The organism is Brevundimonas vesicularis (assembly GCF_044807075.1).
GTDB lineage: Bacteria > Pseudomonadota > Alphaproteobacteria > Caulobacterales > Caulobacteraceae > Brevundimonas > Brevundimonas vesicularis_G.
In genome coordinates this window covers 652,223-665,335 of the sequence record NZ_CP085234.1, presented here as the reverse complement: position 1 = coordinate 665,335, position 13,113 = coordinate 652,223, and the positions used below count along the sequence as shown (strand labels likewise).

Genomic DNA, 13,113 nt, shown 5'->3' with positions numbered 1-13,113 from the left:
CCCTAGACTGGCTGCATGAGCGCGACCGCCCCGCCATCCGGCGTCCCATCGCTGAAATGGATCGCGGCGGTCGGCGCGGGGGCCTTTGCCCTGTTCCTGCTGGGCGCCTTGGTGGTCGAACCGGCTCTGAACCGCCTGATCGCGCCGACCGATCTCTCCACCAGGCCTCGCGTGTCCGGACAGCTCGAGGTCGGGGAGGTCGTGCTGTCCGGGCGCTACGTCGCGGCCGATTCCGATATGGCGCTGGACGTGGACGGCGGCGCGCTGAGTACGACCACGGGCGGCCGCCTGACCTCGGCGCCGCATCGGCTGGTTCAGGCGGATCAGCCGGCCAGCGTCTCCAGAAGTTTCGCCGACGCCATGGCCGTGCCGCCGATCGCCCAGATCGAGGTGCGGCGTGTCACGGCTGACGAAGACACGCGGCTGTGCGCCGGTCATCCCGTCGGATGGCTGGCGCTGGCCGTGCGGCGCGACGGCTTCGTCCTGATGCCGGTGCGACAGGGGCCGCCGCCGGGCGTCCTTCTGGCCGACGACCGCCTGTGCGCCGTGCTGGACCTCAGCCGATGATGCGAGCCCTGATGCTGGCGGCGCTGATCGGCCTGGCGGCGGCGCTTCTGACCTGGACCCGGCCCGGCGCGACGGATCGGGCGACAGACCCCGTCGTCATTCAGGTGCTCGACAACGGCTTTCACACCGATATCGCGGTCCCGCGCGCCGCGCTTGAACGCCGCGGCGGTCCTCTGGCGCTTGCAGTCCAATCCTTGGCGCCCGGCGACTGGATTCTAATCGGCTGGGGCGATGCGAAATTCTACGTCGATCAGCGGCCGATTTCGGATCGCTTGCCGGACGGGGCGCGCGCCTTCCTGCATCCCGGCAATCGATCGGTGCTGATGCTGGCCCCTCGACGCGAGGATCCGCGGCTGGCCTATGGCGAAGACAGCGCCGCCCTGACCCTGAGCCGCGCCGCGTTCGACCGTCTGGCCGCGCGGGTCGAGGCTTCGCTCGATCTGTCGAACGGCCGGCCGCGCATCGCAGCCCTGCGGCCCGGCGACGACGCGCGCTTCTTCGCCAGCCGCGAGACCTTCTCCATCCTGCATCTGTGCAATCACTGGACGGCCGGCGTGCTGAACGCCGGCGGCGTGGCCATTCGTCCAGTGCCGGCCATCACCTCGGGCGAGGTGATGCGCTCGGTTCGGGCCGCCGAACGGGCGCGAAAACTGGACAGACCCCCGCTGCGGGACTAGACCGCCCGACTTTCGCCTATCCGGCCGGGTCCGATCCCCAGCGGGCGAACAAGAAGGAGAGGCCGATGGCCCACAAGCAACACACCCGCAACGCCTCCGGCCCCGCCGGACCCAGCCAGCGCCAGCTGCGCGCCGGCGAGCTGATCCGTCACGCCCTGGTCGACATTCTGCGCGAAGAGGACATCCATGATCCGGCCCTGGTCGGCGTTTCCGTCACCGTGACCGAGGTGCGGCTGTCGCCCGACCTGAAGCACGCCACCTGTTTCGTCGAGCCGCTGGGCGCCGGCGTCGAGACCGCGCCGACGGCTGGACACGAGAGCGAGATCATCAAGGCGCTGAACGCCCACGCCAAGTTCCTGCGCGGTCAGCTGGGCCGCCGCCTGGACATGAAGTTCACGCCCGACCTGAAGTTCCGCCACGACGAAAGCTTCGACGCCGCCAGCCACATCGACCGCCTGTTCGACGACCCCCGCGTCCGCGCCGACCTGGAGCGCCGCGACGAAGACGAGGGCGAAGACTGATGTTGGCGATCCTTCCCCGTCCTTCACGGGGGAGGGGGACCGCGCGCAGCGTGGTGGAGGGGGCGACCCCAGATACCGGCCTTGCGTCCGCCCCCTCCACCACTTCGTGGTCCCCCTCCCCCGCTTCGCAGGGGAGGATCTGAGGATGGCCCGCAAGAAGAAGGGCGACATCGTCGACGGTTGGGTCTGCCTGGACAAGCCGTTCGAGATGGGATCGACCGAGGCCGTCAGCCGCATCCGTCGCCTGTTCAACGCCCAGAAGGCCGGTCACGCCGGAACGCTCGACCCGCTGGCCAGCGGCATCCTGCCTGTCGCGCTTGGCGAGGCGACCAAGACCGTGCCGATGATGATGGAGGCGCAGAAGGTCTATCGCTTCACCATCAACTGGGGCGTCTCGACCGACAGCGTGGACCGCGAGGGCGAGATCATCGGCCGTTCCGACGTGCGACCCACCGTGGATCAAGTGCAGGCCGCCCTGCCCGCCTTCGTCGGCGAGATCGACCAGACGCCGCCCCGCTTTTCCGCAATCAAGGTGGACGGCGCCCGCGCTTATGACCTGGCCCGCGACGGAGTGGAGTTCGAGCTTCAGGCCCGCCGGGTCACCATCCACTCGGCCGAGGTGACGGATGCGCCCGACGCCGACCACGTGGAACTGACCATCCGCACCGGCAAGGGCGTCTATGTGCGTTCTCTGGCCCGCGATCTGGCCGCCGCCCTCGGCGCCGAGGGTCATGTCAGCGCCCTGAGACGCGAGCGCGTGGGGCCGTTCAGCACGCAAAACGCCGTCACTCTGGATTCTCTAGAGGAAATGGTGCATAGGGGCGCCGCCTCGGAAGGCTTGCTTGCCGTCGCGACCGCTCTGGACGACATCCCGGACCTGGCCGTGAACGAACAGGACGCCTTCTCGCTTCGGCAGGGACGCCCGATCGTTCTGCTCCCCCGTCAGGTGGAAACCCTTAAGGATCGTCTTACTGGCGGTTCGCGCACGGTTTCAGCCTTTCAGGGCCAGACCCTCGTCGCCCTCTGTCAGTTGCGGGCCGGCCGGCTAGAACCCGACCGCGTTTTCAATCTTTCCTGATCGCATGATCAGGAGACTCCAACCCGGCCTCAAGTAGCGCGAAAGCGCGGTAGGCCACCAAGGGAGAACTACGATGTCGGTTACTGCTGAACGCAAGCACGAAATCATCGCCGATAACGCCCGCTCCGCCGGCGACACCGGCTCGGCCGAGGTTCAGGTCGCGATCCTGTCGGAACGCATCGCCAACCTCACCGAACACTTCAAGACCCACAAGAAGGACAACCACTCGCGTCGTGGCCTTCTGAAGATGGTGTCGCAACGTCGCCGCCTGCTCGACCACCTGAACAAGGTCGACGCCGGTCGCTACCAGGCGCTCATCTCCAAACTGGGCCTGCGCCGCTAAGGCGTCGGATCAGTGTAGAATACGCTTTCGAGGCGCGGGCGGTCACGTCCGCGCCTCGTTGTGCAACTAAGCGCTTCCAGGCCAAGTGGCTGCCGGTTGGCCGCCCGGGAAGCGCGACGACAAAGACACGACCTGTGCGCCGCAGGACTTACCGGCGCAGCTGCGAGGGCCATGACGGTCCTCTCCCGGTCGTCGCGATGGCGCGGCGGCCTCTGGATCGAAGGACTGAACGCCGACGCATCCGCCCCATGATGGGACCCCGCACGGAATACGCCGTCCGGGATACGAAAGACGAAATATGTTCGACATCAAACGCAAGACGATCGATTGGGCCGGCCGCCCGCTGACCCTGGAAACGGGCCGCATCGCCCGCCAGGCCGACGGTGCCGTGCTGGCGACCTACGGCGAGACCGTGGTTCTGGCCACCGTCGTCTATGGCCGCGCGCCCAAGCCCGGCCTGGATTTCTTCCCCCTGACGGTCAACTATCAGGAAAAGACCTTCGCCGCCGGCAAGATCCCGGGCGGCTACTTCAAGCGTGAAGGCCGTCCGTCCGAGAAGGAAACCCTGGTTTCCCGCCTGATCGACCGTCCGATCCGCCCGCTGTTCGTCAAGGGCTTCAAGAACGAGACCCAGGTCGTCGTGACCGTGCTGCAGCACGACATGGAAAACGACCCCGACGTTCTGGTCATGGTCGCCGCCTCGGCCGCCCTGACCATCTCGGGCGTGCCCTTCATGGGCCCCATCGGCGCCGCGCGCGTCGGCCTGATCGACGGCGAGCTGGTTCTGAACCCGGCTATCGACCAGATCCCGTCCTCGGACCTCGACCTGGTGGTCGCCGGTACGCAAGACGCCCTGATGATGGTCGAATCCGAAGCCAAGGAGCTGTCGGAAGAGAAGATGCTCGAGGCCCTGATGTTTGCGCACGCGGGCATGCAGCCGGTGATCGACGCCATCATCGAACTGGCCGAACACGCCGCCAAGGAGCCTTTCGACTTCCAGGCCGAAGATCACTCCGACGTCGTCGCCTCGATCAAGTCGCTGGTCGGCGAAGACATCAAGAGCGCCTACACCCACGCCGGCAAATACGAGCGCCGTTCGGGCGTCGACGCCGCCAAGAAGGCCGCCGCCGCCAAGCTGGTCAAGACCGACGAGAACCCCGACGGCGTCGACGGTTCCAAGTTCTCGGCCGCCTTCAAGGAGTGCGAAGCCGAAGTCCTGCGTCGCGACATCATCGAGAACGCGCACCGCGTCGACGGCCGCGCCCTCGACAAGGTCCGCGCCATCGTGTCGGAAGTCGGCGTCCTGCCGCGCACCCACGGTTCGGCCCTGTTCACGCGTGGGGAAACCCAGGCGCTGGTCGTCGCCACCCTCGGCACCGGCGAGGACGAGCAGTACATCGACAGCCTGCAGGGCACCTACAAAGAGAACTTCCTGCTGCACTACAATTTCCCCCCCTATTCGGTGGGTGAAGCGGGCCGCATGGGTTCGCCCGGCCGTCGCGAGATCGGTCACGGCAAGCTGGCCTGGCGCGCGATCCGTCCGATGCTGCCGACCAAGGAAGACTTCCCCTACACCATCCGTCTGGTCTCCGAGATCACCGAGTCGAACGGCTCGTCCTCGATGGCCACGGTCTGCGGTTCGTCGCTGGCCCTGATGGACGCCGGCGTGCCGCTGGTCCGTCCGGTCTCGGGCATCGCCATGGGCCTGATCCTGGAGCCGTCGGGCGAGTTCGCCATCCTGTCGGACATCCTGGGTGACGAAGATCACCTGGGCGACATGGACTTCAAGGTCGCCGGCACGTCGGAAGGCATCACCAGCCTTCAGATGGACATCAAGGTCGCCGGCATCACCAAGGAGATCATGCAGCAGGCTCTGACGCAGGCTTCGGCCGGTCGCCTTCACATCCTGGACGAGATGTCCAAGGCCATGGATGCGCCGCGCGCCGAACTGGGCGAACACGCGCCCAAGATCGAAACGGTCAAAATCCCCGTCGACAAGATCCGTGAAGTCATCGGTTCGGGCGGCAAGGTCATCCGCGAGATCGTCGAGAAGACCGGCGCCAAGATCGACATCGGCGACGACGGCACCATCAAGGTCGCCGCCAACGACCAGGAGAAGATCGACGCCGCCAAGGCCTGGATCCAGTCCATCGCCTCGGAGCCGGAAGTCGGAACCATCTATTCCGGCAAGGTCGTGAAGGTCGTCGACTTCGGCGCCTTCGTGAACTTCTTCGGCGCCAAGGACGGTCTGGTCCACGTGTCCCAGATCGCTCTGGAACGCGTCGCCAACCCGGCCGACGTCCTGTCGGAAGGCCAGGAGGTCAAGGTCAAGTTCCTGGGCTTCGACGATCGCGGCAAGACCAAGCTGTCGATGAAGGTCGTCGATCAGGAAACCGGCGAAGATCTGACGGACAAGATCAACGCCGAGCGCGCCGAACGCGGCGAAGCCCCGCTGTCGGAAGACACCGGCGGTCGTCCCAAGCGCGACGGTGATCGCGGCGGTGATCGCGGACGTCGTCGTCGCGACTAAGCGACTTCGCATCCAAGACTGATGAGGCCCGGCGGAGCGATCCGCCGGGCCTTTTTCTTTGGGGCCGCGCAACGGCTGTCCGCGATTTCACTTGCCGCTTCGGCCCATGCAGTTTCCATTACCGCATCCAGTTTCGAGGGGCCGTTCCATGTTCGATCGTCGTCGTCTTCTTCAGTCCGCCGCATTGGGCGCCGGTCTCGTCGCCGTGGGCGGCTCCGCCTTCGCGCGGCAGGCCGGGGCGTCTCAGGGCGACGCCGCCGCCCAGCTGAAGACCTTCATGGACGCCACGTTCGAGCAGACGCTGGACAAGAGCCCCGAGGTCGTCACCATGTTCGGCCTGGACAAGGGCGACCGCGCCGCCGCCAAGTCCAGGCTGACCGTTCCGACCCGCGCCGAGGAAGACGACCAGCGCGCCTTCACCCGCCGCCAGCGCGCCGAACTGGCCGGCATCGACCGCTCTAAACTCGATGCCCGCAACGCCAACTACTACGACAGCCTGACCCAGAATCTGGACGGGGTGATCGCCACCTACGACATCCCTTACGGCCAGGGCGGCTGGCCCAATCCGTACCGCGTCAGCCAGCAGGGCGGCGCCTATCAGTCCACGCCCGACTTCCTGGCCAACCAGCACACGATCGAGACGGCCGCCGACGCCGACGCCTATGTCGCCCGCGTCAACGCCTTCGCCGATGTCCTGCAGGCCGAGACGGATCGGCTGAAGGAAGACTATGCGCTGGGCATCATCCCGCCCGACTTCATCCTGGCCAAGGCCATCCGCCAGCAGGACGGCGTCCTGGCGACGCCTGCGGCGACCTCGCCCCTGACCCAGTCGGTCGTGGATCGGGCCCGCGCCAAGGGCCTGACCGGCGATTGGGGCGCGCAGGTGGAACGGCTTGTGACCGAGCGGGTCTATCCGGCCCTGGCCGCCCAGAACGCCGTGCTGAAGGCGGCCCAGCCGAACGCCGTGCACGAGGCCTCTGTGCGCCGCCTGCCGCAGGGCGAGCAGTATTACACCAACAGCCTGCGCTACATCACCACGACCCGGCTGACCGCCGACGAGATCCACCGCACCGGCGTGGAACAGATGGCGGATCTGACGGCGCGCGCCGATGTCCTGCTGAAGGCACAAGGCCTGACCCAGGGTTCGGTCGCCGAGCGGATCAAGGCCCTGGGGGACGATCCCAAATACGTCTACGCCAACACCGACGCCGGCAAGGCCGAGCTGATCGCCAAGCTGAACGCCCAGATGGCCGACATGCAGGCCCGTCTGCCCAACGCCTTCGGCCGCCTGCCCAAGGCCAAGGTCGAGATCAAGCGCGTCCCGCCCGAGATCGAGGCCGGCGCGCCGATGGGCTATTACAACTCGCCCAGCCTGGATGGGACGCGACCCGGCATCTACTGGATCAATCTGAAGGACACGGCGGAATGGCCGTCCTGGACCCTGCCGACCCTGACCTATCACGAGGCGACGCCGGGCCACCACTTGCAGATCAGCTTGCAGCAGGAGAGCGAGTCGGCGCCGCTGCTGATGAACCTGCTGGGCTTCTCGTCCTACGTCGAGGGCTGGGGGCTGTACGCGGAACAGCTGGCCGACGAACTGGGCGCCTATGAGAACGATCCGGTGGGTCAGATCGGCTACCTGCAATCGCTGATGTTCCGCGCCGCGCGCCTGGTGGTCGACACCGGCATCCATTCCAAGGGCTGGAGCCGCGAGGAGGGCATCCGCTACATGATGGAGGCCTATGGCGATCAGGAAGGCGCGGCGACGTCCGAGGTCGAACGCTATTGCGGCTGGCCGGGCCAGGCCTGCGCCTACAAGGTCGGCCACAACGAATGGGTCCGCCTGCGCGAAAAGGCCAAGACGACCCTGGGGTCCAGGTTCGACATCAAGGGCTTCCACGACACGGCGCTCGCCGCCGGCGGCGTGCCCCTGTCGGTGCTGGAACGGATCGTCGACGGCTGGGTCGCGACCCAAGCCTAGTTCCCGCGCTCAGTCTGCGACGGTCAGGCCGTCGGCCTGGCGCAGGCGGTTGTGGATGTCGGTGGCGGCGACGGCGGCTTCGGCGGTCGCGACGGCGATCTGGTTGAGGCCGCGCACCACATCTCCGGCGGCATAGAGGCCCGGCACGCTGGTGGCCTGATGCAGATCGACCTCCAACCGGCCGTCGTCGGCCAGACGCGCGCCTAGCCCCTGGGCGAGTTCGGCGTTCGGCGATGTGCCCAGCGCCGAATAGACCAGGTCGAACGCGCGGTTCTGGCCGGCGTAGCTCAGCGCCGTCACCCGATCGTTCTCGATGTCGATCGCGTCGAGCGGCGCCAGGATCAGTTCGACGCCCAGCCGTTCCAGTTCGTCACGCCGGCTGAGCGCGTCGGGCGCGCCGATATGGATCAGGGTCACACGGTCGGAATAGGTGCGCATGAAGGCGGCCTCGCGCGCGCCCTTGTCGCTCTGGCCGATGATGGCGACGGCCTTATCGGTCGCCTCATAGCCGTCGCAGATGGGACAGATGCGGACCAGCGCCTTTTGCACCGCTGCGTCGACGCCGGGCAGATTCGGGTGATGATCGACGACCCCGGTCGCCAGCAGGACGGCGCGGGCGCGAACGACGCGGCCATCCATCTCAGCAACGAAGCCGTCGCCGTCTTGGGTCAGACGCTGGACGCGACCCGGTTCGACGACCGTGCCATATTCCTCGGCCTGTTCGCGCATCCGCTTCAGGATGTCTGCGCCGGTGATGCCGGCCGGAAAGCCGGGCATGTTGTGGCTGAGTGGGATCCAGCAGGCGCGGGGCGCCCCGCCATCCACCACCAGGGTCCGCCGCCTAAAGCGGCCCAGATAGGTCGCCGCCGTCAGGCCGGCCGGGCCTGCGCCGATGATCAGAACCTCTGGATCGGTCATCGCGTGCGCCAGCTGACGGGCCAGAGGTCTGACGGCACGCCGGCGCATTCGCCCATCACGCTTTCCTGCGTCAGGGTGAAGCCCTGCCCCGTCCAGGCCCAGGTCTGCGCCGCGCCGCAATCGCCCAGGCCGCGCGCCTTGGCGAAGGCCGACAGAGTGCGGGTCTTGGGATCATAGGCGCCGTTGATGGTCGAATTGTCGGGCATGACCGGATCGGAGCTCGGACCTTCCGATCCGGCGAGGATCGCGGGCCGAGGGTCGCGACCGCCCGGTCCTGTCAGATACCAGTTGTGGGTGACGTTGTAGGCGCCCGATCCGCAGGGCACGGCCCACAGCTCGGTGCGGGCGTCCAGCCGGGCGGACATGACCATGTCGCTGACGGCTGGCATGGCCGACTCTTTAAGGCAGTCGCCGACCTCGGTGCGAGCGCGCAGTACGGCGGGCAGGCGCTGGTTCTGATCGCCGAACCCGGCCTGATCAACGGCCGGAGCAGGGGTGACGGTCGGCAGCGGCGGCGCGACAGGAACGAGGGCGGCCGGACGGTCGCCGCGTCGGATCAGAGCGGTTGGCGTATCCAGACGCCCCTGTTTCTCGTCGATCCACAACAGGGCGGCGGCGGCGCCGTGCAGCGAGACCTCCTGGGTCGAGGCGCCGCGAATGATCATGACCTTGCCCTGGGCCAGGGCGTCGAGGGCGGCGCGAGCGCCGTCGCGGATTTCGCCGATCGGCGTCTCGACGTTGCTCGCGTCGCTGAGCACGGCTGGATAGGCGCGGCCGTCGATCGTCAGGCTGAGCGGCTCAGCAGCCTTGGCGTCGCCGTCGGGCCAATAGCCGAAGAGGATTTGCGGCTGGGCGTTCGGACCGGGCGCCAGGCTGATGCGGACCCAGCCGGCGGCGAACTCGGGCGCGAAACCGAAGGCCCAGCAAGTTCCGTCATTGCCGCAGGTGGCGCTCCAGTCGCGGAAGGTCTTGGTTTCGGGGCGGATCTGAAGCACCGGCGCGACGGCGGCGGGCGCAGCCGAGCTGGCTGCCGGGGTCGCGGCGGGCGTCTTGGCCGCATCCTTTTCGCCGCATCCGGCGATGACCAGCGTCGACACGGCGAGGGCGGACACGCCTGGGGCATATCGGGCGACGCCGCGCCACAGGCCGTTCGAGGTCATGCCTTCTTCAACTCCGACGGCTTGTGCGCCGCGCGTGCGCCGGTTTTGGCGCTTTCGACGATATACTCCGGGTTATCCTTGGAAGCCGCAACCTTGTGACCCTTGATCTTGGTTTCCGAAGTGACCTTCTTGACCACCTTGCCGGTCGTGGTGCCCTGGCTGTGGTCCCACTTCACCTTGTCGCCGGCCTTAAATGTCTTCTCCGACATGACGATAACTCCTGCTGTGTCGCTTCCTGCTCAGCGATCAGCCTGCGCATCAGTTCCGCATCGACCACGGGCGGCGCCTCGCAGAAGGTGATGATCCAACGATCCACCAGCTGGCGCTCTTCCTCCGTCATCCTGTCGTCCGTCACTGTTGCCGAGCCAAAGAGAAGTCCGCACGCGCCAAAGGGTTCAGGATGGATCTGCGTTATTCCGGGCGGCGACGACGGGCGGCGGGGTTTGCGCGGGCGCGCGGCCTCGCTATACCGCCGCCACGACATTCCCTTCCCCACAGTCACAGGCGGACCGCACGCATGGCCAAGATCAAGGTCGAAAACCCCATCGTCGACATCGACGGCGACGAAATGACCCGCATCATCTGGCAGATGATCAAGGACAAGCTGGTCTTCCCGTTCCTGGATCTCGAGCTGGACTACTACGACCTGGGCATGGAGCACCGCGACGCCACCGACGACCAGGTGACGATCGATGCGGCCCACGCGATCCAGAAGCACGGCGTCGGCGTGAAGTGCGCCACCATCACCCCGGACGAAGCCCGCGTGCAGGAATTCGGCCTGAAGAAGATGTGGAAGTCGCCGAACGGCACCATCCGCAACATTCTGGGCGGCGTGGTCTTCCGCGAGCCGATCATCTGCTCGAACGTGCCGCGCCTGGTTCCGGGCTGGACCCAGCCGATCGTTGTCGGCCGTCACGCCTTCGGCGACCAGTACAAGGCCACCGACTTCCTGATGCCCGGTCCCGGCACCCTGACGATCAAGTTCGTCGGCGACGACGGCGAAGTCATCGAGCACGAGGTCTACAAGGCCCCCGGCGCCGGCGTGGCCATGGCCATGTACAACCAGGACGCCTCGATCCGCGAGTTCGCCCACGCCAGCTTCGCCTATGGCCTGCAGCGCAACTACCCGGTCTATCTGTCGACCAAGAACACGATCCTGAAAGCCTATGACGGCCGCTTCAAGGACCTGTTCCAGGAAGTGTTCGACGAACACTACGCCGCCGAGTTCAAGGCGCGCGGCCTGACCTATGAGCACCGCCTGATCGACGACATGGTCGCGGCTGCGATGAAGTGGTCGGGCGGCTTCGTCTGGGCGTGCAAGAACTACGACGGCGACGTGCAGTCGGACGTGGTGGCGCAGGGCTTCGGCTCGCTGGGCCTGATGACCTCGGTCCTGATGACGCCGGATGGCAAGGTGCTGGAAACGGAAGCCGCCCACGGCACCGTGACCCGCCACTATCGCCAGCATCAAAAGGGCGAGGCCACCTCGACCAACTCGATCGCCTCGATCTTCGCCTGGACGCGCGGCTTCAAGCACCGCGCCAAGCTGGACGGCAACGCCGCTCTGGATCAGTTCGCCGACACCCTGGAGAAGGTGGTCGTGGACACCGTCGAGGCCGGCTTCATGACCAAGGACTTGGCGCTGCTGGTCGGCGATCAGCAGGGCTGGCTGACCACCGAGGGCTTCCTCGACAAGGTCGCCGAGAACCTGAAGACCGCTCTGCCGGACGTGGGCTGAGGATAAGGGGAGCTGGAACACCACGAGGCGTCCGGCCCCCTCCACCGCTTCGCGGTCCCCCTCCCCCGATGGGGGAGGAGACGTCCTACAGCAGCGCGAAGCGCGGTAGGACAAAGAAGAATGGCCCCGTCGGATCGCTCCGGCGGGGCTTTTCGTTGTGCGAAGGGCCGGGGCGTGCATGATCGGCGGTAATGAGGATGCGTTCGTGAAGCGGCTGTTCGGAAACCTGGTGCTGGCGGCGGTGGTCGTGGCGGTGCTGTCCTTCTTCGCGGCGCCCGCGGTGGCCTTCTTCGCCATTCGGTCGGCGGCCGAGGCCAACGACGTGGCGGGGCTGGCGCGGCTGATCGACTTCAACGCCGTGCGCCAGTCGTTGCGGCCGCAGCTGGCGGGACGGCCCGAGGCGATGGCGCCCGCGCCGTCCTTCCTGGAAGACCCCATCGGCGCCTTCCGGCGTCAGATCGAGCAGAACCCGATCCTGCGCCAGCCGGACGTGGACGCCTATCTGACGCCCGCCGCCCTCACCGCCCTGCTGAAGGGCGAGGGCCGATACGCCAGCCAGCGCACCTCGGCGGGGGTCGCGCCGGCCTCGGAACGCAGCCGCAAGCCCTGGCCCAGCCCCGCCTACTGGAGCGTCAACCGCGCACGCATGGTGGTGACGGATCAGGGCGGATCGCGCACCCTTTTCACCTTCGAGCGGCGCGGGCCGTTCGAGTGGAAGCTGGTTCACATCGGCCTGCCCGACGGAACGGCCCCGGCGGCGCCGGCCGTCAGCGTCACCCCGCGATAAACCCGGCAACCGACGCCGCCCAGCCCGCGTTGGCGTTCCAAGGAGACGACATGAGCCGCAAGATCATCACCGGAGCCCTGATCGCCGTCGTCCTCGGCGTGGTCGTCGCCCTGTTCGTCTCGCCCTTCATCGCCGCCCAGGCGCTAGTGCGGGCCGCGCGGACCGGGGATGCGGCCGGGCTGGAGCGGCAGGTGGACTTCCCGGCGTTCCGCACCAGCCTGAAGAGCGAGCTGAACGCGCGCGCCGCCCTGGAAATCCGTAACCGGACCAAGGGCGACACGGGCCTGGCGGCGCTGGGCATGCTGCTGGCCCCGTCGCTGGTCGAGGGGGCCGTCGACAACTTCGTCACGCCGCAAGGCATCGCCGCCATGGTCCGCTCCGGCGAGACGCCTGAGCCGGAACGGCCCGTGCCCGCCAACGACACGCCGGCCGTGGACAAGGACAAGATTCGCCAGTCCTGGGCCTATCGCGGGCTCAACACCTTCGCCGTCACCCTGACGCGCGACGACCGGCCGGACGATGCGCTGGTGCTGATCATGGAACGCCGGACGCCGTTTACCTGGAAGCTGGCCGGGGTCGATCTGACGCCCGACCCGATGGGTTGAGACGGTCGGGGACAAAAACACCGTCTAAAGTGTCTAATTCGTCTGAGTGGACGGCGGGGCGTCGATCAGAAAGTGAGTGCAATTGGTGCACTTTGCCTTGGATGCGCGGCCTCCTCTGTGGTGAGCGCAGAGTATAGGCCGTCCCTGCGGCACGCTCAGTAAGCGGACGCTGCGGCCGGCTAAGCCGCTGAGTTGCAAGGCTGTCAGG

The 13,113-nt window shown here is 67.3% G+C and carries 13 protein-coding genes; 10 read left to right on the top strand and 3 right to left on the bottom strand.

Annotated elements, in window-relative coordinates; translation table 11 throughout:
- The first annotated feature begins 15 nt into the window (after positions 1 to 15).
- The 7 genes from LG306_RS03230 to LG306_RS03200 all read left to right on the top strand — a co-directional run bounded on the left by LG306_RS03230 (position 16) and on the right by LG306_RS03200 (position 7,697).
- On the top strand, positions 16 to 567 hold the full coding sequence (locus tag LG306_RS03230; protein WP_404418168.1) for a hypothetical protein: 552 nt from the start codon (positions 16 to 18) through the stop codon (positions 565 to 567).
- Complete coding sequence (locus tag LG306_RS03225; protein ID WP_404418166.1) at positions 564 to 1,244, top strand: DUF2459 domain-containing protein; 681 nt, start codon at positions 564 to 566, stop codon at positions 1,242 to 1,244. Before LG306_RS03230 ends, LG306_RS03225 begins: the two co-directional genes overlap by 4 nt.
- Before the next feature lie 65 nt (positions 1,245 to 1,309).
- Positions 1,310 to 1,765 (top strand): 30S ribosome-binding factor RbfA, encoded by a 456-nt coding sequence (gene rbfA, locus LG306_RS03220; RefSeq protein ID WP_404418164.1) that lies wholly within the window; start codon positions 1,310 to 1,312, stop codon positions 1,763 to 1,765.
- A 145-nt stretch (positions 1,766 to 1,910) separates the two neighbouring features.
- Positions 1,911 to 2,843 (top strand): tRNA pseudouridine(55) synthase TruB, encoded by a 933-nt coding sequence (truB, locus tag LG306_RS03215; protein WP_404418162.1) that lies wholly within the window; start codon positions 1,911 to 1,913, stop codon positions 2,841 to 2,843.
- Between the two features lie 73 nt (positions 2,844 to 2,916).
- Positions 2,917 to 3,186, top strand: coding sequence for a 30S ribosomal protein S15 (gene rpsO, locus LG306_RS03210; RefSeq protein WP_017506665.1), 270 nt, complete (start codon positions 2,917 to 2,919; stop codon positions 3,184 to 3,186).
- Positions 3,187 to 3,484: 298 nt separating this feature from the next.
- On the top strand, positions 3,485 to 5,716 hold the full coding sequence (gene pnp / locus LG306_RS03205) for a polyribonucleotide nucleotidyltransferase (RefSeq protein WP_404418160.1): 2,232 nt from the start codon (positions 3,485 to 3,487) through the stop codon (positions 5,714 to 5,716).
- 148 nt (positions 5,717 to 5,864) lie between these two features.
- Positions 5,865 to 7,697, top strand: a complete 1,833-nt coding sequence (locus LG306_RS03200; protein WP_404418158.1) for a DUF885 domain-containing protein — start codon at positions 5,865 to 5,867, stop codon at positions 7,695 to 7,697.
- Positions 7,698 to 7,706: 9 nt separating this feature from the next.
- On the opposite strand, the gene LG306_RS03195 is transcribed toward LG306_RS03200, so the two are convergent.
- The 3 genes from LG306_RS03195 to LG306_RS03185 are packed head-to-tail and all read right to left on the bottom strand — an operon-like array spanning position 7,707 to position 9,984.
- Positions 7,707 to 8,615 (bottom strand): NAD(P)/FAD-dependent oxidoreductase, encoded by a 909-nt coding sequence (locus tag LG306_RS03195; protein ID WP_404418156.1) that lies wholly within the window; start codon positions 8,613 to 8,615, stop codon positions 7,707 to 7,709.
- Positions 8,612 to 9,775: a DUF1176 domain-containing protein gene (locus LG306_RS03190; protein ID WP_404418155.1), complete on the bottom strand. Its 1,164-nt coding sequence runs from the start codon at positions 9,773 to 9,775 to the stop codon at positions 8,612 to 8,614. Before LG306_RS03190 ends, LG306_RS03195 begins: the two co-directional genes overlap by 4 nt.
- Positions 9,772 to 9,984, bottom strand: a complete 213-nt coding sequence (locus LG306_RS03185) for a DUF2945 domain-containing protein (protein ID WP_017506660.1) — start codon at positions 9,982 to 9,984, stop codon at positions 9,772 to 9,774. Before LG306_RS03185 ends, LG306_RS03190 begins: the two co-directional genes overlap by 4 nt.
- 308 nt (positions 9,985 to 10,292) lie before the next feature.
- On the opposite strand from LG306_RS03185, the gene LG306_RS03180 reads away from it, so the two are divergent.
- The 3 genes from LG306_RS03180 (at position 10,293) to LG306_RS03170 (ending at position 12,905) form a co-directional block, all read left to right on the top strand.
- Entirely contained in the window at positions 10,293 to 11,513 is a 1,221-nt protein-coding gene (locus tag LG306_RS03180) for an NADP-dependent isocitrate dehydrogenase (protein WP_404418153.1), read from the top strand.
- A gap of 205 nt (positions 11,514 to 11,718) precedes the next feature.
- The gene (locus tag LG306_RS03175) at positions 11,719 to 12,300 is read left to right on the top strand and encodes a DUF2939 domain-containing protein (RefSeq protein ID WP_404418151.1); all 582 of its coding nucleotides are present in this window, start codon (positions 11,719 to 11,721) and stop codon (positions 12,298 to 12,300) included.
- A gap of 50 nt (positions 12,301 to 12,350) precedes the next feature.
- Positions 12,351 to 12,905, top strand: a complete 555-nt coding sequence (locus LG306_RS03170) for a DUF2939 domain-containing protein (RefSeq protein WP_404418149.1) — start codon at positions 12,351 to 12,353, stop codon at positions 12,903 to 12,905.
- Positions 12,906 to 13,113 lie beyond the last annotated feature (208 nt).